General features: G+C 67.5%; 24 protein-coding genes. 9 read left to right on the plus strand and 15 right to left on the minus strand.

The genetic code is table 11. The features are described 5' to 3' along the window. Positions 1-40: 40 nt before the first annotated feature. Positions 41-886 (minus strand): SHOCT domain-containing protein, encoded by an 846-nt coding sequence (locus EXE63_RS09500; RefSeq protein WP_168141737.1) that lies wholly within the window; start codon positions 884-886, stop codon positions 41-43. A 172-nt stretch (positions 887-1,058) separates the two neighbouring features. On the opposite strand from EXE63_RS09500, the gene EXE63_RS09505 reads away from it, so the two are divergent. Beyond that, positions 1,059-3,332, plus strand: coding sequence for a sensor histidine kinase (locus EXE63_RS09505; RefSeq protein WP_168141738.1), 2,274 nt, complete (start codon positions 1,059-1,061; stop codon positions 3,330-3,332). 134 nt (positions 3,333-3,466) lie between these two features. Next, a complete protein-coding gene (locus EXE63_RS09510) occupies positions 3,467-4,159 on the plus strand; it encodes a response regulator transcription factor (protein ID WP_168141739.1) in 693 nt (230 codons plus the stop codon). Positions 4,160-4,330: 171 nt separating this feature from the next. Here EXE63_RS09510 and tuf read toward each other — a convergent pair whose 3' ends face one another. From tuf to EXE63_RS09545, 7 genes are all read right to left on the minus strand, one after another. After that, the gene (tuf, locus tag EXE63_RS09515; protein ID WP_168141740.1) at positions 4,331-5,521 is read right to left on the minus strand and encodes an elongation factor Tu; all 1,191 of its coding nucleotides are present in this window, start codon (positions 5,519-5,521) and stop codon (positions 4,331-4,333) included. A gap of 95 nt (positions 5,522-5,616) precedes the next feature. After that, positions 5,617-7,668, minus strand: coding sequence for an elongation factor G (fusA, locus tag EXE63_RS09520; protein WP_234904560.1), 2,052 nt, complete (start codon positions 7,666-7,668; stop codon positions 5,617-5,619). A 115-nt stretch (positions 7,669-7,783) separates the two neighbouring features. Continuing rightward, a complete protein-coding gene (gene rpsG / locus EXE63_RS09525; protein ID WP_057166992.1) occupies positions 7,784-8,254 on the minus strand; it encodes a 30S ribosomal protein S7 in 471 nt (156 codons plus the stop codon). Beyond that, positions 8,254-8,628, minus strand: a complete 375-nt coding sequence (gene rpsL / locus EXE63_RS09530) for a 30S ribosomal protein S12 (protein WP_057166991.1) — start codon at positions 8,626-8,628, stop codon at positions 8,254-8,256. Before rpsL ends, rpsG begins: the two co-directional genes overlap by 1 nt. 353 nt (positions 8,629-8,981) lie before the next feature. Then, positions 8,982-9,548: a TetR/AcrR family transcriptional regulator gene (locus EXE63_RS09535; protein WP_105363842.1), complete on the minus strand. Its 567-nt coding sequence runs from the start codon at positions 9,546-9,548 to the stop codon at positions 8,982-8,984. 53 nt (positions 9,549-9,601) lie between these two features. After that, positions 9,602-10,129: a DUF3558 domain-containing protein gene (locus EXE63_RS09540; protein ID WP_168141742.1), complete on the minus strand. Its 528-nt coding sequence runs from the start codon at positions 10,127-10,129 to the stop codon at positions 9,602-9,604. Position 10,130: 1 nt separating this feature from the next. Continuing rightward, positions 10,131-10,673 carry a DUF3558 domain-containing protein gene (locus EXE63_RS09545; RefSeq protein WP_168141743.1) on the minus strand — a complete coding sequence of 181 codons (543 nt, stop codon included), beginning with the start codon at positions 10,671-10,673 and terminating at the stop codon, positions 10,131-10,133. A 100-nt stretch (positions 10,674-10,773) separates the two neighbouring features. On the opposite strand from EXE63_RS09545, the gene EXE63_RS09550 reads away from it, so the two are divergent. From EXE63_RS09550 to EXE63_RS09560, 3 genes are read left to right on the plus strand one after another with little or no spacing between them, the layout of a single operon-like run. Next, complete coding sequence (locus EXE63_RS09550) at positions 10,774-11,163, plus strand: DUF3060 domain-containing protein (protein WP_168141744.1); 390 nt, start codon at positions 10,774-10,776, stop codon at positions 11,161-11,163. 58 nt (positions 11,164-11,221) lie between these two features. Continuing rightward, on the plus strand, positions 11,222-11,839 hold the full coding sequence (locus tag EXE63_RS09555; protein ID WP_168145486.1) for a M15 family metallopeptidase: 618 nt from the start codon (positions 11,222-11,224) through the stop codon (positions 11,837-11,839). A gap of 31 nt (positions 11,840-11,870) precedes the next feature. Further along, positions 11,871-12,269 (plus strand): DUF3060 domain-containing protein, encoded by a 399-nt coding sequence (locus EXE63_RS09560; RefSeq protein ID WP_168141745.1) that lies wholly within the window; start codon positions 11,871-11,873, stop codon positions 12,267-12,269. Here the strand turns inward: EXE63_RS09560 and EXE63_RS09565 are convergent. The 4 genes from EXE63_RS09565 to EXE63_RS09580 all read right to left on the minus strand — a co-directional run bounded on the left by EXE63_RS09565 (position 12,266) and on the right by EXE63_RS09580 (position 16,393). Continuing rightward, a complete protein-coding gene (locus EXE63_RS09565) occupies positions 12,266-13,069 on the minus strand; it encodes a crotonase/enoyl-CoA hydratase family protein (RefSeq protein ID WP_168141746.1) in 804 nt (267 codons plus the stop codon). The two genes, EXE63_RS09560 and EXE63_RS09565, sit on opposite strands and share 4 nt — an antisense overlap. Next, on the minus strand, positions 13,066-13,779 hold the full coding sequence (locus EXE63_RS09570; protein WP_168141747.1) for a PaaX family transcriptional regulator C-terminal domain-containing protein: 714 nt from the start codon (positions 13,777-13,779) through the stop codon (positions 13,066-13,068). The genes EXE63_RS09565 and EXE63_RS09570 overlap by 4 nt, the downstream gene beginning before the upstream one ends. 3 nt (positions 13,780-13,782) lie before the next feature. Beyond that, positions 13,783-14,694 carry a crotonase/enoyl-CoA hydratase family protein gene (locus EXE63_RS09575; protein ID WP_168141748.1) on the minus strand — a complete coding sequence of 304 codons (912 nt, stop codon included), beginning with the start codon at positions 14,692-14,694 and terminating at the stop codon, positions 13,783-13,785. A 79-nt stretch (positions 14,695-14,773) separates the two neighbouring features. After that, on the minus strand, positions 14,774-16,393 hold the full coding sequence (locus EXE63_RS09580) for an acyl-CoA dehydrogenase family protein (RefSeq protein WP_168141749.1): 1,620 nt from the start codon (positions 16,391-16,393) through the stop codon (positions 14,774-14,776). Positions 16,394-16,455: 62 nt separating this feature from the next. On the opposite strand from EXE63_RS09580, the gene EXE63_RS09585 reads away from it, so the two are divergent. The 3 genes from EXE63_RS09585 to EXE63_RS09595 all read left to right on the plus strand — a co-directional run bounded on the left by EXE63_RS09585 (position 16,456) and on the right by EXE63_RS09595 (position 18,767). After that, positions 16,456-16,791: a cupin domain-containing protein gene (locus tag EXE63_RS09585; protein WP_168141750.1), complete on the plus strand. Its 336-nt coding sequence runs from the start codon at positions 16,456-16,458 to the stop codon at positions 16,789-16,791. 2 nt (positions 16,792-16,793) lie between these two features. Then, positions 16,794-17,390 carry a TetR/AcrR family transcriptional regulator gene (locus EXE63_RS09590; protein ID WP_168141751.1) on the plus strand — a complete coding sequence of 199 codons (597 nt, stop codon included), beginning with the start codon at positions 16,794-16,796 and terminating at the stop codon, positions 17,388-17,390. Between the two features lie 75 nt (positions 17,391-17,465). Continuing rightward, on the plus strand, positions 17,466-18,767 hold the full coding sequence (locus EXE63_RS09595; protein ID WP_168141752.1) for a flavin monoamine oxidase family protein: 1,302 nt from the start codon (positions 17,466-17,468) through the stop codon (positions 18,765-18,767). Here the strand turns inward: EXE63_RS09595 and EXE63_RS09600 are convergent. After that, the gene (locus EXE63_RS09600) at positions 18,692-19,792 is read right to left on the minus strand and encodes a phosphatase PAP2 family protein (RefSeq protein WP_168141753.1); all 1,101 of its coding nucleotides are present in this window, start codon (positions 19,790-19,792) and stop codon (positions 18,692-18,694) included. The two genes, EXE63_RS09595 and EXE63_RS09600, sit on opposite strands and share 76 nt — an antisense overlap. 61 nt (positions 19,793-19,853) lie before the next feature. Next, positions 19,854-20,603: a deoxyribonuclease IV gene (locus EXE63_RS09605; protein ID WP_168141754.1), complete on the minus strand. Its 750-nt coding sequence runs from the start codon at positions 20,601-20,603 to the stop codon at positions 19,854-19,856. A 78-nt stretch (positions 20,604-20,681) separates the two neighbouring features. On the opposite strand from EXE63_RS09605, the gene EXE63_RS09610 reads away from it, so the two are divergent. Then, positions 20,682-20,828 carry a hypothetical protein gene (locus EXE63_RS09610; protein ID WP_168141755.1) on the plus strand — a complete coding sequence of 49 codons (147 nt, stop codon included), beginning with the start codon at positions 20,682-20,684 and terminating at the stop codon, positions 20,826-20,828. Between the two features lie 46 nt (positions 20,829-20,874). On the opposite strand, the gene EXE63_RS09615 is transcribed toward EXE63_RS09610, so the two are convergent. Beyond that, positions 20,875-21,846 carry a calcium/sodium antiporter gene (locus tag EXE63_RS09615; RefSeq protein ID WP_168141756.1) on the minus strand — a complete coding sequence of 324 codons (972 nt, stop codon included), beginning with the start codon at positions 21,844-21,846 and terminating at the stop codon, positions 20,875-20,877. Positions 21,847-21,908: the final 62 nt, after the last annotated feature.

Genomic DNA, 21,908 nt, shown 5'->3' on the forward strand with positions numbered 1-21,908 from the left:
CTACCGCAAGTGGTCTTCTACGGCTGGACAATCAGGCCGTTCACAGCTCCGCGATGATCTGCCGCCGCTTGTCGGCGTACTCGTCATCGGAGATCGCCCCGGTGGCCCGCAGGGTCTCCAGTTCCTGCAACCGTTGCGCGGTGCTGGGTTCGGGGATCGGCGGCGGGTACACCCCCGCCGGCGCGGGCGGGTACGCCGCGGCGGGCGGGGCCTGCGGAGCCGCCTGCTGGGCCGCGGCCCGGCGGACCACCGCCTGCACCTGGGCGCGCGCCCCGGGGTTGTTGCGCAGGTCGACCATGCTGTTCATCCCGATACCGTTGGCCTTGAGGATCTGCAGAATCTCCATCAGCGGCTCGGCCTGCCCGGACAGGTCGTAGGTCGTGTTGTCCTCGGCGATCGAAAATGTCGCGGGCACTTGCCCATTGATCAATGCGGTGCGCTCCCAGTCGATCTGGAACTCACCGGTAGCGGGATCGACGAGCACCGCCAACCGCCGGGCGGTGAGCATGGCCAACCGGGTCACGTCGGCGATCACCCGGTCCTCGGCGTCGAACGTCGCGATTCCGGGCCCCGATATGCGCAGGTTGAGTCTCACCACCGGACGATCGTTGATCCGGGTGTTCGTCTCGGCCATCCCGATGATCTGCGCGAGTCCGAGTACGCCATGCGCCTCCAGCTGATCGGACTTGGCCTGGGCCTTTGCTCCGTAGCCGACGATGGCCAGCGCGGCGAGCACGTCGACCGCGGTCACCAGCACCCCCACCCAGAACATCCACCTCATCAGGTCGCTCTGGCCCGTGGCGAAGTACACACCCAGAAAAATCGGGCCTACCAGTCCGCCGCACAGCAACACCATGCCCTGCGCCTTTACGTAACGCCACAACATCGGCCACGCTCCTCGGGCGAGCGAAGCGACGGGGGAATCCGGACGCCTCGACGCGCTCAGATTAGCTGCAGTCGGCTGAGGCCGTGGTCTGGTCGACGGGCCGGCGGCGGACCATCTGGCAATGTCCGTCAATTGACTGACCTCGACACTGACATTCGGTACATAATGTCCTGTGCTCGAGCGCGGCCACGACCCGGCGGTCCATGTATCCGAGCAGCAGGTGATCGCCCACGCACAACACCTCGCCGTCATTCTGCTGAACAGCGTCACGCTGGTGGCGTCGATCAGCGCACTGCTGCTGCCGAACACCCCGGAATCGAACATCGGCCTGATCGCGCTGGCGCTACTGGTGTGCTGGTCGGTCTACCGCCTGATGACCCGGTCGCGGTCGACGACGTTCCAGATCCTCGACCTCTGCTACGTGCTGGTGGTGTCGGCGTCGGTCCCCGTCTTCGGCACCGACCTGCAGCTGCTCTACACCAACTCGGTACCCCAGGTGATCGCGGGTGTCGCCGTGATCACCTGCGCCATCGCCCAGCCCCCGAGGATCAGTTTTCCTGTGGCGCTGGCGATCACGGCGGCGTATTCGGCCGGCTGCGCGCAGGTCGTCGGCTGGGATCAGGTCCTGCATATCCCGATGCTCTACTACATGCTGGCCGTCGAGTGGGCCATCACCACGGTCCTGGTGCTGACCGCGCGGACTGTGGCCCGCCGCGTCGACCAGACGCGCGCCGCCAACCACGATGCCGCCCTGCGTGATGCCATCGCCGCGGCAGTGCGCGATCACGAACTCGAGCACATGGCACTGGTGCACGACACCGCCGCTTCCACCCTGCACCTCGTCGGCGAGGGTGCCGAGGTCTCGCCCGAACGCATCGCCGCGCAGGCCACGCGAGACCTCGCCCTGTTGGCCGGCGAACCGATCGGCCTCGGCGGCGGGTCGGCCACCGATGTCGCGGCCGCGATCGGCGTCGAGGTCAAACACTCGACTACCCCGATCGAGATGACCGGGCTGAGCAGGCTGGTGCTGGACGGCCGCACCGCCAACGCCGTCGTCGCGGTGGTGCGCGAGGCGATCAACAACGCCAATCGGCACGCGCGGGCCCAGCGCATCGTCATCGACATCTCGCCGACGACGGTGACCGTCACCGACGACGGCGTCGGGTTCGACCCGATCACCACCACGCTCGGACACGGTGTGGCCGAATCGATCGTGGCCCGGATGCGGCGCGCCAACGGCACCGCCTCGGTGCGTTCCGCCCCGGGTGCGGGCACGGTCGTCACCGTCAACTGGCATCAGTTGCAGCGCACCACTCCGGGTGCGCCGCAGATCGAGGACGTCGACCAGCTCACCGAACGCATCTTCGTGCGGTTCGGACTGGGCATCGTCGCGTTCGCCTTCGTGCAACTGGCGCTCGCGGTGCCGTATGCGGCGGCCAGTACCGACCACCCCGGGGCGCAGTTCGCCCTGGGCGGGCTCGCGGCGCTGGTGGCGCTCGCGGCTATCCCCCGGGTGCTGGATCGGCGCCCCAATCTCACCGCGCCGGCGTTGATCCTGATGGCGGCGGTGGTCTACCTGCAGGCCAGCCTGTTGCCCGTGGACATGCTGGGCGGGCCCGCCCAGTGGCCGCTGCTGGCGACCTCGCTGTGCGTGCTGCCCTACCTGTTGCGGTTGCGGCTGGCTCCGGCCGCGGCCGTCATGATCACGTTCTGGCTGGGCACTGCCATCCTGAACTTCGTGCGCTACCCGGGCATGGTCACGGCCTACAACCTGGCGCTGTACACCGCGGGCATCTTCGTGGTGCAGATCTTCGTACTGTCCTTCCCGGCGTTGCTACGCAATGCCAATGCCACTGCCGCCGAGGAGATCCGGGACCGGTGGGCCAACGACGCACAACGGCGGATCACCGAGGCGCTGCATGACGACTACGTGCGGCGCACCTCGAAACTGATCCGCGGGGTGTTCCCGCTACTGCAGACCCTGAGCACCGGCGCCATGGACGCCGACATCCGGTGGCGGGCCCGCATCGAATCCCGCAGGCTGCGCCTCTACATCTTCCAGGCTCGCACCTTCGGCCATCCGTTGGTCGCCGAGTTGCGTACGGCCATCGAGGAGGCCGACGCCCGTGGGGTGGTGGTGTCACTGAACGCCGACAACGACCTGCCGCGACTGGACCGCGAAGAGCGCCGCCGGCTGCTCGAACCGATCGAAACGGCCCTCGCCCGCGCCGTCGAGCACGCCCGGCTGGGGTTGACCGTGGTACCCGGGGAACTGATCGCCAGCATCCTCTGCGACGACGACGGTTCGGGGGTCGAGCCGCGGCCCGGCACCGCCGAGCATCCGCGCATCGAGGTCACCGAGATCGGTGGCACGGTATGGATCAGCGTGCATCACGCACTGCCGAATACCGCCATTGCTGTCGAGGAGCGCGCTGATATCGCCTAAAATCTACCCTGGCGACAATTCTGTTAGCCAAGATGTGAAGTTGGGGCTTCATATGGAGTTTGCTGGGGGTAGAGTCGGTGTACTGCAATGTGCTGGGGGCTCAACAATGACCTCCCTATTGTCCGGTGAAACGCATGACTAGGACCGTGAATCGCGGGGTGGACAAAACGACGGACACCATCACGGTCGCACTGATCGATGATCACGATGTGATTCATGCCGGCGTCCGCGCCTGGTTTGCCGGCTGCAATCCGCCGATCGACCTGGTCGCCGACTACCCCAACCCGACCTCCTTCCTTGCCGACCACCCCGAGGGCGGCGAGGACATCGAAGTGGTCATGTTCGATCTGCAGTACGACCGCTTCCAGCCCGAGTTCGAGACGCTGCGGCAGGTGTGCGAGGCCGGGCACCGCGTCATCGTCTACTCACACATGGCCACCGACGAGGTGATCCTGTCCAGCCTGGACGCCGGCGCCACCACCTTCCTGGCCAAGGGCGAGGACAAGCAGCATCTGTTCGACGCCGTGTACGCCGCGCATGCCAACACCCCGTACGTCGGGCCGCGGATGGCCAAGGCGTTGTTCAATGACCGCACGGTCGGGCGGCCCGGACTGAGCACCCGCGAGCGCGAGGTACTCATCGCCTGGTTCCAGACCGAGAACAAGGAGTTCGTCGCCAAGCGGCTGTTCATCGAGCCGTCGACGGTGCGCACCCATCTGCAGCGGGCCCGCGCGAAGTACGCCGCCGTCGGCAGACCGGCGCCCACCAAGGCGGCACTGATCGCCCGAGCCGTGCAGGACGGCATCCTCAGCATCGAAGACCTCTAGCCCCCAGGCGCGGCGAAACTCGCGTACCCGGGGTTCAGCGGGCCTTTGCAACCCCGGGTACGCGAGTTTCGCCGCAGCGGTGGCCCGGGAAATGCAAAGCGGCGCCCACCCTTTCGGGTGAGCGCCGCTCTGTGGTGCTGAGACTTACTTAGTTGATCCCGTAGGCGAAGCCTACTTGTTGATCTTGGTCACGCGGCCGGCGCCGACGGTACGTCCACCCTCACGGATGGCGAACCGCAGACCCTCGTCCATGGCGACGGGCTGGATCAGCTTGACGGAGATGTCGGTGTTGTCACCGGGCATCACCATCTCGGTGCCCTCGGGCAGGGTCACAACGCCGGTCACGTCCGTGGTGCGGAAGTAGAACTGCGGACGGTAGTTGTTGAAGAACGGCGTGTGGCGGCCACCCTCGTCCTTGGACAGGATGTAGACGCTGCCGTCGAACTCGGTGTGCGGGGTGGTGGTGCCGGGCTTGACGACGACCTGGCCACGCTCGACGTCTTCGCGCTTGATGCCACGAACCAGCAGACCGACGTTGTCGCCGGCCTGGCCCTGGTCGAGCAGCTTGCGGAACATCTCGACACCGGTGACCGTGGTCTTGGTGGTGGTGGTCTTGATGCCGACGATCTCGACATCCTCGTTGACGTTGATCACGCCACGCTCGACGCGACCGGTCACCACGGTGCCACGACCGGTGATGGTGAAGACGTCCTCGACGGGCATCAGGAAGGGCTTGTCGGTCTCGCGAACCGGGTCCGGGATGGACTCGTCGACGGCCTCCATGAGCTTCGCGACGGACTCGACCCACTTCGGGTCACCCTCCAGCGCCTTGAGTGCCGAGACCTGGATGACGGGGGCATCCTCGTCGAAGTCCTGGGCGGCCAGCAGTTCGCGGACCTCCAGCTCGACGAGCTCGAGGAGCTCCTCGTCATCGACCATGTCGGACTTGTTCAGCGCGACCAGGATGTAGGGCACGCCGACCTGGCGGGCCAGCAGCACGTGCTCGCGCGTCTGCGGCATCGGGCCGTCGGTGGCGGCGACCACGAGGATGGCGCCGTCCATCTGGGCCGCACCGGTGATCATGTTCTTGATGTAGTCCGCGTGACCGGGGGCGTCCACGTGGGCGTAGTGACGCTTATCGGTCTGGTACTCCACGTGGGAGATGTTGATCGTGATGCCACGTGCACGTTCTTCGGGCGCATTGTCGATCTGGTCGAATGCGCGCGACTCGTTCAAATCGGGGAACTTGTCGTGCAGAACCTTGGTGATTGCTGCAGTCAGCGTGGTCTTGCCGTGGTCAACGTGACCGATGGTCCCGATGTTGACGTGCGGCTTCGTCCGCTCGAACTTCGCCTTCGCCACTGTGGTGTCCTCCTGGACTTGTTGGTGCTTTTACGTAAAGCAGGTGTGTTGATGTTTTCAGTTGTGTGGTCCGCCGAGGCGGACCGAGCCAGAGGCTACTGACCCGTCGCCTTCGCGATGATCTCCTTCGAGACGTTCGCCGGAACTTCAGCGTACGAATCGAACACCATGGAGTAGTTGGCCCGGCCCTGGGTCTTCGACCGGAGGTCGCCGACGTAGCCGAACATCTCAGACAGCGGAACCTGCGCCTTGACGACGCGCGCACCGCTGCGCTCCTCCATGGCCTGGATCTGACCACGGCGGGAGTTCAGGTCGCCGATCACATCGCCCATGTAATCCTCGGGCGTGGTGACCTCGACGGCCATGATCGGTTCCAGGATCGCCGGCTGAGCTGCCTGCGCAGCCTTCTTCAGCGCCTGGGAACCGGCCACCTTGAAGGCCATTTCCGACGAGTCGACGTCGTGGTAGGCGCCGTCGAGCAGCGTGACCTTCACGTTCACCAGCGGGTAGCCGGCGAGCACGCCGTACCGCATGGCGTCCTGCGCACCGGCATCCACCGACGGGATGTACTCGCGCGGGATGCGGCCACCGGTGACCTTGTTCTCGAACTCGTAGGTCGCACCGTCCTCGCCGCTGAACGGCTCCAGGCTGATGATGACCTTCGCGAACTGGCCGGAGCCACCCGTCTGCTTCTTGTGGGTGTACTCGACCTTCTCGACGGTGCGCCGGATGGTCTCGCGGTAGGCCACCTGCGGCTTGCCGACGTTGGCCTCGACCTTGAACTCGCGACGCATGCGGTCCACGAGGATGTCCAGGTGCAGCTCGCCCATGCCGCCGATGACGGTCTGGCCGGTCTCGTCGTCCTGATGGACCTTGAAGGTCGGGTCCTCTTCGGCGAGCTTCTGGATCGCGGTGCCCAGCTTTTCCTGGTCACTCTTGGTCTTGGGCTCGATGGCGACCTCGATGACCGGATCCGGGAACGTCATCGACTCGAGCACGATCTGGTTGTTCGGGTCGCTCAGGGTGTCACCGGTGGTGGTGTCCTTGAGGCCGATGACCGCGTAGATGTGGCCGGCGCTGGCCGTCTCGACCGGGTTCTCCTTGTTGGAGTGCATCTGGAACAGCTTGCCCAGACGCTCCTTCTTGCCCTTGGTCGAGTTGATGACCTGAGCACCGGAGTCGACCTTGCCCGAGTACACCCGGACGTAGGTCAGCTTGCCGAAGAAGGGGTGGGTCGCGACCTTGAACGCCAGCCCGGAGAAGGGCTCATCTGCCGAAGGCTTACGAGAGATGATCTCGTCTTCCTTGTTCGGCGGGTGGCCCTCGGCCGCGGCAACGTCCAGCGGGGTCGGCAGGTAGTCGATGACGGCGTCGAGCATGGGCTGCACGCCCTTGTTCTTGAACGCGCTACCGCACAGCACCGGGTACGCCGAGCTGGACACGGTCAGCTTGCGCAGACCGGCCTTGATCTCATCGATCGTGAGATCCTCGCCGCCCAGGTACTTCTCCATCAGGTCGTCGTCGGTTTCGGCGACTGCCTCGATCATGGCGGTGCGGTACTCGTTGGCCTTGTCCTGCAGTTCGGCCGGGATGTCGATGGTCTCGTAGGTTTCGCCCAGCTTCGTCTCGCCGCGCCACACCTTGGCCTTCATCTCGACCAGGTCGACGATGCCCTCGAAGTCTCCTTCGGAGCCGATCGGCAGCTGGATCGGGATGACGTTGGCGCCGAGGCGGTCCTTCATCGTCTGCACCGAGAAGTAGAAATCGGCGCCCAGCTTGTCCATCTTGTTGACGAAGCAGATACGCGGCACGTCGTACTTGTCGGCCTGCCGCCACACCTGCTCGGACTGCGGCTCCACGCCTTCTTTGCCGTCGAAAACGGCAACTGCGCCGTCGAGCACGCGCAGCGAACGCTCCACCTCGACGGTGAAGTCGACGTGGCCGGGGGTGTCGATGATGTTGATCTGGTTGTCGTTCCAGAAGCAGGTGGTGGCAGCCGAGGTGATGGTGATACCCCGCTCCTGCTCCTGCTCCATCCAGTCCATCGTCGCGGCGCCGTCGTGCACCTCACCGATCTTGTACGAGATACCGGTGTAGAAGAGGATGCGCTCGGTCGTCGTCGTCTTGCCGGCGTCGATGTGCGCCATGATGCCGATGTTGCGGACCTTCGTGAGGTCGGTCAGCACGTCCTGTGCCACGGCTAGATTCCCACTCTTTCGCTTGCTTGATTGCTGTCCGGTGTAAAGCCCCTAGGGGCCGAAATCACCAGCGGTAGTGCGCGAAGGCCCGGTTTGCCTCGGCCATCTTGTGCGTGTCCTCGCGACGCTTCACAGCGGCGCCGAGTCCATTGCTGGCGTCGAGGATCTCGTTGGCGAGACGCTCGACCATGGTCTTCTCGCGGCGGGCCTTGGAGAAGCTGACCAACCAGCGCAGTGCCAGTGTGGTCGACCGCTCGGGACGGACCTCGACCGGCACCTGGTAGGTGGCGCCACCGACGCGGCGGCTGCGCACCTCGAGGGCGGGCTTGACGTTGTCCAGCGCGCGCTTGAGGGTGACGACGGGATCGGTGCCGGTCTTGTCACGGGCCTGCTCCAGCGCGCCGTAGACGATGCGCTCGGCCAGTGACTTCTTGCCGTCCAGCAGCACCTTGTTGACCAGCTGGGTGACCAGCTGCGACCCGTAGACCGGGTCGTTGACCAACGGGCGCTTCGGCGCGGGACCCTTGCGCGGCATTAGCTCTTCTCCTTCTTCGCGCCGTAACGGCTGCGTGCCTGCTTGCGGTTCTTGACACCCTGGGTGTCCAGCGAGCCGCGGATGATCTTGTAGCGCACACCGGGAAGGTCCTTCACACGACCGCCGCGCACCAGCACCATCGAGTGCTCCTGCAGGTTGTGGCCTTCGCCCGGGATGTAGGCGGTGACCTCAACCCCGGTGGTCAGCTTCACGCGAGCGACCTTCCGAAGCGCCGAGTTCGGCTTCTTCGGGGTGGTGGTGTACACGCGAGTGCACACGCCGCGGCGCTGCGGGCTGCCCTTGAGGGCCGCGGTCTTGACCTTCGCGACCTTGTCGCGGCGACCCTTGCGGACCAGCTGGTTGATGGTTGGCATGTACCGGCTTTCTGTGTTGCTACTTCTACTTCTGGTGGCTCGGTGGTAACTCAGTCGAACTTTTAAGTCTCTGTACTGCTGTTTTCGCCTGATCGCCTACCCCGCGACCGGGCGTGTCGCACGCGCCCGACACCGAACCTTCCGATGCATTCGGGGACGCGAAGACACACGAATTCGCCCGACCTGCAAGCGTACGGGCCATTTTCAACAGCCGCGCACGCCCCTGACAGCCAGGCACGAGGCTCCACAATACCAGGGGTGGGCGTGCCGAACCAAACCCGTCCATAGGGCCCTTATCGCAGGTCAGACGCTACAGCCGTACTGGGGCGCCCACCAGCAGGCTACAGACGACGCTATCTACGCTCCATGCCGGCGGCCAACCGCAGCACCATGTCGGTGAACACCGCGTCGGTCTCGACGTCGTCCATCACCCCGGTCATTTCCAGCAACACGAACCCGTGCAGCGCGGACCAGAACTCCAGTGCCGCGTAGAACGCGTTATCGCCGACCAGTCCGTAGGAGGCCAGCGCCGCCAGCACCGGCCCGGCGGCCTCCCGCGCGGCCGCGGTGTACTCGGGGTCGTCCCCGCCCAGCGGCATCCGGGTGAACGCGGAGTACCGGCCCGGATGGTGATGGGCGTAGCTGCGGTAGGCGCTGGCCATGGTGACCACCGCATCGTCGCGGGTCCGCCCGTCACCCACCGCGTTCAGCATGCCGATGATGTCCCGGATGACCCGCATACGCACCGTTCGGCGCAGATCTTCCAGGCTCTGGACGTGGTTGTAGAGCGACGGGCCCTTGGTGCCCAGTTGGGTGGCCAGCGCGTTGATGGTGAGCGCGTCCCAGCCCTCGCGATCAAGGAAGGCCAGCGCGGCGTTCACGATTGCGTCGCGGCTCAGTTTGGTCGCCCGCGCTGCCATTCGCCCACCCTCCGGTTCGTCGAGATCCCCCGAAGCCGGGTTGACTAATGACTCTAGTTCACCCGGTCCTGGCTGAGTTTGGCCAGTTCGTCGGTGATGGCGCACAGCGCGGGCAGGGTGGCCGGGTTCATCGTCTGGATCGACCACGTGATGAGGTCATCGCCCTTCGCGACGTAGATGCTGCAGGCATTCGCGTCGTAGGCCTTGAAACCCTTGTTGCCGTCCATCGAGATCTCGGTGAGGGTGCGGCCGGCCTTCTTCTCCAGTTCACGCTCGACGTCCATATCGCTGCCCCGATACCACCAGGTCGAGATGCCCATGCCCGCACCGAACGTGCCGATCACGGTGTTCTCCTGCCAGAAACACCCGGTGTCGTTGACGAGAACCTTGGTGAACATCGCGGCGCCGGTGGCCCGGGCGATATCGGCGTCGGTGATGCCGTGGCAGTCCCCGCCGTCGAACCCGCCGTCGACACGCTGCTCTCCGGCGGCCGGGGCCGCCCGCTCGGTCGCCTCGGCACCACAGCCGGGCAGCGCGGCCAGCACCGCGGCGAATGCGGCGATCAGCACGGGACGACGCATGTCACATGTCCGATCTCAGGGTCGCCGACAGCAGTTTCTGGGCGTCCGGGCAGGCGTCGGCACCGGCGGTGTCGCGCACCTGGACCCACCAACTCAGCACGCCGCCGCCGGCGGCCGCGGTCGCCGCGCAGCCCGAACCCGTGGTGTCACGACGGGCCAGGAACGCGGTTCTGCGCTCAACCACGGTGTCAATGACCTCGGCGCCGCGCTCCACCGCGAGCGCGCGTTCACGATCCAGATCGCCGGTGTCGAACCAGGCGAAGGTCGCGTCGAGCATGTCGCCGTCGCGGGTCAGCACGTACTGGCAGACCGCACCGCTGTAGGGCCGGACCACATCTTCGGCGGCCAACACGGACTGCACGGAACTGTCCGACAGCAGCCCGCAGCGGTTGTCGGCGTAGCCGTAACTGTGCTCGGCGTCGGCGTCCGCGGATCGGGCCGACTGGGCGACACCGTCGACCTGCTGCACGCAGCCCGCAGCGGCCATGACGGTGGCTGCCACGGCAAGAGTCCGGAGAATCGTCCGGAAGCCACGCCCATACATCGGTGCCCACGCTACCCAGCGGCAACGCAGTCGGCGACCGGACGGGAAACCCGGCCAAGCGGTGCCACCGGAGGGGCCCGGCACCGTACTCTGTTGACCCATGGCGACCCTGAGTGTGAAAAGTCGGAGCCGGTCCATCGCGGCGGGCGCGCTGGTCACCCCGCTGCTGTTGGCGAGCATGGCCGCACCGTCGGCACACGCCAAGAACGGCGACACCCACATCACCGGTCAGGGCATCGTGCAGACGCTGGACTGCAACAACGCCACGCTGCTCGTCAACGGGACCAGCAACACCATCAACGCCAAGGGCACCTGCTGGGCGGTGACGCTGCAGGGATCGTCGAACATCGTCATTGCCGACAACATCATCAACGACGTCACCGTGTACGGCTATGACCAGACGGTGATCTATCACAACGGTGCGCCCGCGGTGATCGACCGCGGCCGGGAACTCGGCATGACCAACCGCATCAACTGGGCCCCGGCCTGACCCTGTGCGCCGGCTCATCGCACTGTTCGCCCTGCTGGGCGGAATCGGCGGCGCCGCAATGACTCCCGAGGTGGCCACGGTGGCGAACAGCGAGCCGTCGATCGCCCCGGTATCGGCGGCGGCCCGCGCGGTGGGGTTCATCGACGTCCGCACCGCGGTGCCCGACGCCGTGATCGATCTGCGCTACGCCACCGCGAACAATTTCGTCGGGACACCGCTGTATCCGCCCGCGGCGCGCTGCCTGGTCCATGAATCGCTGGCTGCCGGGCTGGCCACCGCGGCGGCGCAGTTGCGCACCCGGGGTCTGCGGCTGGTGTTCTGGGACTGCTACCGGCCCCACGATGTGCAGGTCGCGATGTTCGAGGTGGTGTCCAACCCGGCATGGGTGGCGCAGCCCGGCCCGTACTCGAAGAGCCACGAATCGGGCCGGTCGGTGGATGTCACCACCGCCGGCGCGACCAGCCTCTCGGAGATGGGCACCGGTTTCGACGATTTCACCGCCGCCTCGCACGCCTACGCCACCGACGGGGTGAGCGCCGCGGCGCAGTACAACCGCGCCGTGCTGCGCGAGGCGATGGCGGCCGGCGGGCTGAGCGTCTACTCCGGCGAGTGGTGGCATTTCGACGGCCCGGGCGCCGGTGAGCGACGGCCCATCATCAACGTCCCCCTCACCTAGGCTGGGCAGACCGGCTACGAATCGAGGAAGCATGCGCACTCATATCGCAGGAACTGTCGCCGCCGTGGCGCTCGCGCTCGGTCTGGCCGGATGCGGATCGAGTGGGGATTCCGACGCCCCGACCGTCACCGCCGGCACCTCGGGCGCACAGGTCGAGATCGGCAACACCATCAACTACGGGTCGTTCGGCACCACCGCCGATATCGACTGCGCGCAGGGCAAGGCGCTCAACGTGGGCGGCTCCAACAACACGCTCACCATCAAGGGCACCTGCTCCAGCGTCAACATCGGCGGCGCCGACAACAAGGTGACGCTGGACAACGTCGAGACCGAGATCAGCGTGGTCGGCATCGACAACACGGTGGTCTACAAGGCCGGTGACCCGAAGGTCGAGGACCTCGGCAGCGGCAACAAGGTCAGCAAGGGCTAGCTGCCGGCCCCGTGCCGTCCGGCCCCGTCGACGAACCGTTTGGCGCCCGCCAACAGCTCCGTGGACACCTTGGCCAGGCTGCCGAACTCGAAACTCATTGCCGCCTCTTCGGTTTCGCCCCACTGATGCAGGGCGGAAAGCCGGTCGGCGCGCAGGCACAGCTGCGGTAGCGCGGCCAGCTCGGCGGCCAGTTCCTCGGCGGCCGCGCGGGCCTGCCCCGTCGGCACCACCCGGTTGGCCAGCCCGATCTGCATGGCCTCCTGGGCCCCGACGGCCCGGCCGGTGAGGATGAGGTCCATCGCGCGGCTGTGCCCGATCAGGCGCGGCAGCCGCACCGTGCCGCCGTCGATCAGCGGGACACCCCAGCGCCGGCAGAACACCCCGAACTCGGCGTCCTCCTCGACCACCCGCAGGTCGCACCACAGCGCGAGTTCCAGGCCACCGGCCACGGCGTAACCACTGACCGCGGCGATCACCGGTTTGGACAGGATCATCCGCGACGGACCCATCGGTCCCGGACCGTCGGGTCGCACCTGATTGCCCTCGGCCGTGCCCATTGCCTTGAGATCGGCACCGGCACAGAAGGTTCCGTTGTCACCGCAGAGCACCGCGACCGATGCACCGTCGTCATGATCGAACTCGTCGAAGGCCGCGTACAGCTCCGCGGCGGCCGGTCCGTTGACCGCGTTGCGGGCCTCCGGCCGGTTCATGATGATCGTCGTCACCGCTCCGTTGCGCTCGATGCGGACCGAGCCGATTGCCTGGGTCGCTTCGCTGCTGGACTCCGAACCTTCGCTCATACTGCCTCCACTCGGTCGTCGCGCCGCGCGACCAGCTCGGCGGCGAAATCTCGGTAGGCCAGCCGAAGCCGTTCGCCGGGCCAACGCGGCGGCAACAGTTCGGCCGGCAGCACCGGGTCGGTCAGCAGGTGCCGCACGATGGCGGCGGCCACCACGAAACGCCCTGGCACATCGGCGGCTTCGGCCATCTCGGCGAGCAATCGCTCACCCTCGCGGGCCCAGGCCGGCAGATCCCACAACTGCCCCACCAGGCCGGCGGGGTCGTCGTCGCGGCTGTGCAGCACCCGCACCTTGGTCCGGATGTCCTCGGGCAGTTGCACCGCGAGGTTGTCCGGGCGCAACCACGCACCTTCGCGGAGCTCCCCGAACCGGCTCTGCAGCAGGGTGTTCCGCAACTCGGCACGGGTACGGGCATCGGCGCCGACGCTGGTGATCAGCAGCGTCGTCCAGGTCCCGCCCCACGGTTGTTCGTGCGGTTCGATGGCGCCGTCCTGGCGGCGCTGCCGGGCCAGCAGCCGGTCGGCAAGCCGGTAACCGTCCGCCGAACGCACCAGATCACCGGCACCCACCATCCGGGTCAGCGCCACCCGCAGCGTCGACTCCCGGATACCGAAATCGGCGGTCAGCAGCACAAGTTCGGCCGCCGACGCCCAGGCGGGATGCGCACCGAGCAGGACGCTCAGCACCACCGAACGGGCGGTCAGGCGCACCGGTCAGACTCCGGAGGCGCGGCGGCCGTGATCGCCCAGCGGTTCGTCGCGGTGCCGGACGGCCTCCCGGAAACCGTGCTCACGCGCGTCGGCGACGAACGCATGCCCCTCCGGGGTGTGCCGGGCAATACCGTCGAAGACGGTGCTGACCATCCGGCTGGTGGCCACGCCCTGTTGCAGCAGCGCGGTGTTGCAGGCCAGCTTGGCCATGATGAGCTGGTTCACCGGCATGGCGGCGATGCGGGCCACCAGGCGCTCGGTGCGCTCGTCGAGGTCTTGCGGTTCGGGGGCCTCCACGGCCAGACCCCATTCAGCGGCTTGCGCGCCGGTGAGGCAATCACCGGTCAGCAGTAGGCGTTTCGCGCGTTGATCACCCAGCCGGTGCGCCCACAGGCCGGCCGCGGGCACACCCCACACCCGCATCGGCGGGTAGCCGATCTTGGCGTCCGAGGCGGTGATCACCTGGTCGGCGTGCAGCGCGATATCGGTGCCACCGGCAATGCAATAGCCGTGGATCTTGACCACGGTCGGCTTGTCGCAGTGCATCAGGCTGGAGAAGCCGCGCACGAACCGACTCATCATCTGGTAATCGATCATCGGATCCCACGGCTGATCGGGCAGGTGGTTGACGGCCTGGGTGCGGCCGTCGAGCACGGTGCCACGGCGATCCGCACCGGCCGAGGAGCTGCCATCGGCGTAGGCCCCGAGATCGAAGCCCGCGCAGAAGCCCTCTCCGGCACCGGAAACCAGGATGACGTGGACGCCGGGGTCCAGATCGGCGCGCTCCACCAGTTCCGCCAGTTCGACGGGGGTGTCGGCGATGATGGCGTTGCCCTTGTCGGGGCGGTTGAAGGTGATCCGCGCGACGCGGCCGGTCACCTCGTAGGTCATGGTCGTCAGCGTGTCCACGCTCATCCCTCCTGCCGCGAGCAGACGCAAATGGCCCCTGTTTCGGGCCATTTGAGGGCCTTTTGTGTCTGCTCGCGCAGGGGGCTCATCCCTTGACCAACGCACGCTCGATGATGGGCGCCAGGTCCAGGCCGGTCGGCAGCGTGCCGAACGCGCCGCCCCACTGCCCGCCGAGCCGGCTGGCCAGGAACGCCTCGGCGACCGCGGGATGTCCGTGGCGCACCAGCAGCGCCCCCTGCAGCGCCAGCGAGATGTCCTCGGCGACCTGCCGTCCGCGGTACTCGATATCGCCGAGGCTGCTCAGCGACGTCTTCAGCGCGGCGATGTGCGCGTCCAGCCGCGGGTCCTGCGCCTGGGCGAGTTCGTCGAACAGCACGTCGACGCATTCCGGGCGGGTTGCCATGGCGCGCAACGTATCCAGCGCGCTGACATTGCCCGACCCCTCCCAGATGCCCATCAGCGGCGCCTCCCGGTACAGCCGCGGCATCCCGGAGTCCTCGACATAGCCGTTGCCACCCAGACATTCCATCGCCTCGGCGGCATGCGGTGTCGCCCGCTTGCACACCCAGTACTTACCGGCCGCCAGGCCGATCCGGCGCAACAGCGACTCGCGTTCGTCACCGCGCACCGCGCGATCGGTCGCCCCGGCCATCCGCATGGCCAGCATGGTGGCGGCCTCGGCCTCGACGGCCAGGTCGGCCAGCACGTTACGCATCAGCGGCTGGTCGATCAGGTAGGCGCCGAACGCCTTTCGGTGCTGGGCATGATGCACGGCACGGCTGAGCCCGGTGCGCATGCTGGTGGCGCTGCCCAGCGTGCAGTCCAGCCGGGTCAGGTTGACCATCTCGATGATGGTCTTCACCCCGCGGCCCTCCTCGCCGACCAGCCAGGCCGTCGCCCCGTCGTATTCGACCTCGCTGGAGGCATTGGCGTGGTTGCCGAGCTTGTCCTTGAGACGCTGCAAGAACATCCGGTTGCGGGTGCCGTCTGGCAGCACCCGAGGCAGGAAGAAGCAGCTCAACCCGCCGGGTGCTTGGGCGAGGACCAGGAACACGTCGCACATCGGTGCCGAGGTGAACCACTTGTGCCCGGTCAGCGCGTAGGTGCCATCGGCATTGGGCACCGCCTCGGTGGTGCCGGCCCGCACATCGGAGCCGCCCTGCTTCTCGGTCATCGACATACCCGCGGTGAGACCGGCCTTGGTGGTGGGCACCTTGAGCTCCGGGTCGTAGACCCGGCTGGCCAGCAGCGGCTCGTAGGCCGCGGCCAGCTCGGGGTTGAAACGCAGCGCGGGAACCACCGCGTAGGTCATCGAGATCGGACAGATGTGGCCCGCTTCGGGCGTCCAGACCGAGGTCTTGGCGGCCCGGACCACATGGGATCCGGTGCGGTCATCGGCCCACGGTGCGCCGTGCAGGCCGTGCGTGACGGCCACATTCATCAGTTCGTGATAGGCCGGGTCGAATTCGACCTCGTCGACGCGGTGACCGTAGCGATCGTGGGTGTGCAGCACCGGGCGGTGGCGGTCGGCGAGTTCGCCCCAGCGCTGCGCCTGATCCGACCCGCTCAGGGCGCCGAGTTCGGTGACCTCGTCGGCTCCCCAACTGCCGCCCTCGCGGACCAGCGCCTCCATGAGCACCGGTGAGGCGGCCGGATTGTGGTCGTGCAGCGGGGGAACCTGGTTGGTGACGACGTGAGTGGCCATGCCCCACTGTTACATTTTCTCGACAGCTGCACAAGATCCGTAACACAGTGCATACTCGTGCGGTGCAGCCCAATACCGCCGTCCATGCCGCCGCGCTGGCGCTCACCCACGAGCCGGTGCCCGCCGACCAGTCCGTCGCGGGCGACCCGAGCACGGCCGCCTCGACGCTCACCCAGTTCGGCGGTCTGGAAATCGGCGTTTGGGAGATGTCGGTCGGCACCATGACCGATGTCGAGGCCGACGAAATGTTCGTCGTCCTCTCCGGCGCCGCCACCGTCGAATTCGCCGACGGCACTGCCCCGCTGCACCTGCGCGCCGGCGATATCGGGCGCCTGGCCGCCGGAGCGCAGACCACCTGGACGGTCACCGACACCCTGCGCAAGATCTACCTGACCTGAACATGCCCTACGTCGAAGCGTCCGTCCGCAGCCGGCAATTCGTCGCCGCAGCCCGCCGGGTCATGTCGCGCCAGGGCGTGGCGAGCACCGCCCTGCGTGCCGTCGCCGCCGAGGCCGAGGTGCCGCTGGGCACGCTGCAGTACGTCTTCCCCTCCAAGGAATTGCTGTTACGCGCGGTCATCGAGGACGTCATCGAGGAGATCGCCACCGTGCTCGGCGACACCGTCGAGATCAATCACGGTCTGGCGCACGCGATCAGGCAGGGCCTGACCGTCTTCTGGACACAGCTGGTCACCGATCAGATCAACCTGCAGATGATGCAGTTCGAACTGCTCAACTATGCGCTGCGCCAGCCCGGCCTGGAGGAGATGGCGCGATGGCAGTACCAGCGCTACGCCGAGGTGGTGGCGCGCTGGTGCGAAACGGCGGCGGTCAATGCCGGCGAGGTGAGCGCGGTCCCCTTCGATCGCCTGGCGCGGATCATCCTGGCCGGCGTGGACGGGCTGATGATGCAATACGCGTGCGACCCCGACGAACAGCGCGCCCGCGCCGACCTGGACACCGTCATCGACATGGTCATCGCGCTGGCAAAGGTCTGAACCTTGCCAAGGTCGGCCGCCGACCGCTACCGTCAGATCAAGTCATACGACTGACTGAGTTTGACGGAGGAATCCATGCGCGACGCCGAGGTGATCGTGATCGGTGCCGGGATGTCGGGCCTGATCGCCGCCCGTGACCTGCACCGCCGGGGCATCGACGTGCTGGTCCTGGAAGCCGCCGACCGCGTCGGCGGCCGGGCGATGAGTGCGACCACCACCCTCGGGTCGCGGGTCGACCTGGGCGGGCAGTGGCTCGGGCACGACCATCACCGGCTCACCGCACTGGCCGCCGACCTGGGCGCCACCAGGTTCGCGATGCACACCGGCACCCTGCCCGGGATCATCGACGGGACCCGCCGGGTATCGCTCGCCTCACCGGCCATCCTGTGCACCGTTCTCGCCTTGGCGGGCCTCGGCGTGCTCAGCCGCATCGGCACCTCGCCGCGCTTCAACGCCATCACCCTGGACGCCCTGCTGCGCCGGGTCCCGAACGCCACCGCCCGCCGGCTGCTCGACGTCATCACGGCCATCTCCTGGACCACCGACGCGGACCGGGTCTCGGTGCATTGCGCCACCGAGATGATCGGAAGCCAGGGCGGACTGCTGACCATGCTGTCCACCGCGAACGGTGCGCAGGACAGCCTGCTCGTCGAAGGCATCGGGATGCTGACCGACCGGATGGCCGCCGACCTCGACGGGCGGGTGCGCACCGGGCACCGGGTCACGGCGATCACCCGCGACGAGGACGGCGTCACCGTGCAGAGCACGCCGGGGCCGCTGCGCGCGGCGAAGGCCATCGTCACCGTCGCGCCACCGGCGCCCTCCCCCATCACCCACGACCCGCCGCTACCCGCGGATCGTGTTGCACTGCAACAGAACACCTTCATGGGGTCGGTGTACAAGGCGATCGCGATCTATGATCGGCCGTTCTGGCGGGACCGCCGAGGCGGCGAGTTCCTGGTGCTCGGCAACCCCGGCAGCGCCGTTTTCGACACCACCGCCCCCGGGGGTCCCGGGCACCTGTGCGTGCTGGTCGGTGGACGGGCCGCGCACACCCTCGACGGGCTGGACGCCGCCGCCCGCCGCCGCGCCATCCTCGGGCCGCTGGTCACCCATATCGGCGCCGAGGTGCTCGACCCGGTGGACTGGCATGAGAAGTCCTGGCACCGCGACGAATACGTCGGCGGCGGCTATCTGGCGTTGCCGAATCCCGGCACCACCGACGGGTTCTTCCCGATGCCGTCGGCACCCGTCGGACATATCCACTGGGCGGGCACCGAGACGGCCACCGAGCACCCCGGCTATCTGGAGGGCGCGATCGAATCCGGCGAGCGGGCCGCACGAGAGGTCGCCGAGGCCCTACGCCGCGATTCGTAGGCGTGCCCGGCGTAGATCACCGCCGCGGCCAGCGCCCAGCCCAGCAGGATGTCGATGACGTAATGCTCGGCGGTGTACACCAGCGTGAACGCCATCACCAGCGGGTAGGCCACCAGCACCGGACGCCACCCGCGGTTGAGCCGGTTCCACAGGAACGCGGCCAGCGCCGCCGACATCCCCGCGTGCAGGGATGGGATCGCGGCCACCAGGTTGACGCTGGCCTGACCCTGGTCCAGCAGCGCGGTCGCGGTGTGCAGGTTCAGATTTCCCCAGCCCCGCGTCACGATGCGCTCGATCCAGTCGTTGGCGCCGTCCCGCACGCTTTCCATACCGCCGAGCACACCGCCGTCGGGGACACCGCGCGCGGATTTGAACATGCAGCGCGGGCCCGACGGTCCGCCGGCGACGTCCTCGGGGGTGCAGCGCGCGGCGGCCCACGGCGGCGCGGCGGGCACCAGCGCGTAGATCACCAGCCCGGCGAAGTTCAATCCGACGAAGAGCTTGACGAAACGCTTCCATTCCTCGCGGTCGCGCAGCCACAGCACCCCGGCAATGACGTACGGGAGCACGAAGAACGACATGTAGACGGTGCTGATCCCGACTTCCCACCAGGGCGGATGCGGCAGCTTCAGGCGCTCCTGCAGCCAGACGGTCGGCATGGTGCCGCCGAATAGCCAGCGGTCGGCGTCGGCCTGCCAGTGCCACAGCGTCGGGCGACCCACGAAATCGGCCGCTCCCCGGCTGAGGTCGTACGCGATCAGCAGCAGCGCGAAGGGCAGCCAATCGCGCAGTACATAGAACATGCGCCGGCCCTGGCCGATGCTGGCCGCGATGAGCCCGGTGCTGATGTAGAGCAGCACCAGTTCCCGGTTGAACGCGAAACCGTCGGTCACCGTGCGCCACAGCACGACGGCAGCCCAGACGGTGATCGCGGTGTAGCGCAGATAGCGCAGGCGCTGGGAGCGACGGCCGGGCGTCGCGACGCGATTGACGACGATCGATTGTTCCTCGTCAATCGTCGCCACGAGTGGTGAGCCTAGTTCACCTGTGCGTCGCCCGCCGTTTGCCGAAAATTCCGGTGCGCCGTCAGAGGTTGTCGCGCAGGAAGGCGATGTCGTCCTTGCGGCCCTGTTCGGAGGTCTCGCAGATGACCGGGGCGTCGGCGGCCTTGACGACGGCGACCAGCAGGTCGGGGGCGATCTGTCCGGTGCCGAAGTTGGCGTGCCGGTCGGCGCCGGATCCGGCGGCGTCGCGGGAGTCGTTGCAGTGCACCAGGTCGATGCGACCGGTGATGGCCTTGATCCGTTCGACGGCGTCGATCAGCGCCTCGCCGGCGGCCCAGGCGTGGCAGGTGTCCAGGCAGAAGCCGATGCCCTTGTCACCGATGTGATCCCACAGCCGGGCGATGGTGTCGAAGTGCCGTGCCATGGCGTGGTCACCGCCGGCGGTGTTCTCCAGGTACACCGGCACGTCGGTGTTCAGGGCGTCCAGCGCCTTCACCCAGCGCTCGAAACCCGCCTCCATGTCGTTGTCGTCGGCATGCCCGCCGTGCACGATGACGGCGGTGGCGCCGATCTCGGACGCCGCATCGCAGGTGTCCTGCAGGATCTTGCGGGACGGGATGCGCACCCGGTTGTTCGCCGAGGCGACGTTGATCAGGTACGGGGCGTGCACGTAGAGCGGCACGCTGGAGGCCTTGAGCAGCTCGGCGTCCTCGCGCGGTTTGGGTTTCTTCCAGCTCTGCGGATTGCCGAGGAAGAACTGCACCACGTCGGCGCCCTCGGCGGCAGCCGCGGCGATCGGGTCTTCGGGATTGACATGGGATCCGATGAGCACGTGGCCAGTCTAGGCGTGGGGTCCGACGGTGCGGCCCGGCTAGGGTGCAGAGCGACGATCAAGATCAACGAGAGGTGTGTGGTGGAACCGCAGCAGAATCCGACCTTCGGTCAGAAGGTCAAGATGGGCGCACAGGGCGCCGTCGCGCTGGCCCGCAATCCCAAGGCCCTGGTGGCCTTGGTGAAGTATCAGCGCGAGGCCCGCAAGCAGCGCCGTCAGTCCTGACCCCTGGTGATTGCGGTGCGGGCGCATGACGTGCGCGCCGCAATCGCTAGGACTGCGCGATGAGCAGGAAGGTCAGATAGGCCAGGTAGGCGAGGACCATGCCGCCGCCCTCGCCGCGGCTGACCCGTCGGCCGGTCACGAAGATCGGAATGCAGACCAGGGCGACGGCCACCATGACCGGGATGTCGATGCGCACCAGACTGGCCGGCAGCGCCAGCCCGTCGGTCGCCACCAGGCAGGTGGCGCCCAGGATCAGCAGGATGTTGTAGATGCTGCTGCCGAGCAGGTTGCCGATGGCGATGTCGCGGTTGCCGCGGATGGTGGACATCACCGTGGTCACCAGTTCCGGGGCCGACGTGCCGATCGCCACCACGGTCAGGCCGATCAGCGCGTCGGAGACACCGAAGCTGCGTGCCATCCCGACCGCACCGTCGACCAGCCAGTCCGCGCCGATCACCACGATCACAATCCCGCCGACCATCATGGCCACGTGCAGCGGCGTGCGGGTACGCACGGCGACCTGCTCCGGCGGGTATTCCTCGTCGTATTCCTGCACCACGGCGGCGGTTTCGCGCCGTGTCGTCCGGATCAGCGCCACGGTGTAGGCCACCGCGCCGGTTACCAGGATGACGCCGTCGAGTTGGGTCAGCACGCCGTCGAGGGAGAGCACCAGCATCAGGGCCGCAGCGCCGGCCATCACCGGCAACTCGAAGCGCAGGGTGCGCGCGGCCATGGTCAGCGGGACCAGCAGCGCGCTCAGCCCGAGGATCAGCAGCAGGTTGACGACGTTGGTGCCGGCGATGTTGCCGACCGCGAGCGCCCCGCTGCCCTCTCCGACGGCGGCCACGCCGACCGCGAGTTCGGGCGCGCTGGTGCCGATCGAGACGACGGTCAGGCCGATGATGATGGGGCTGATGCCCAGGCGCGACGCTACCTCCGCGCCGCCGCGGACCATGATCTCGGCACCGATGATCAACGCCACCAAGCCGACCAGGAACCAGGCTGCGTCGATCATCATCGCGCTGAGCCTATCCCGGACCACGAAAAAGGCCCCCGCTCGAAAGCGGGGGCCTTTCTCGT

Source organism: Mycolicibacterium frederiksbergense, assembly GCF_012223425.1.
Classification (GTDB): Bacteria; Actinomycetota; Actinomycetes; order Mycobacteriales; family Mycobacteriaceae; genus Mycobacterium; species Mycobacterium frederiksbergense.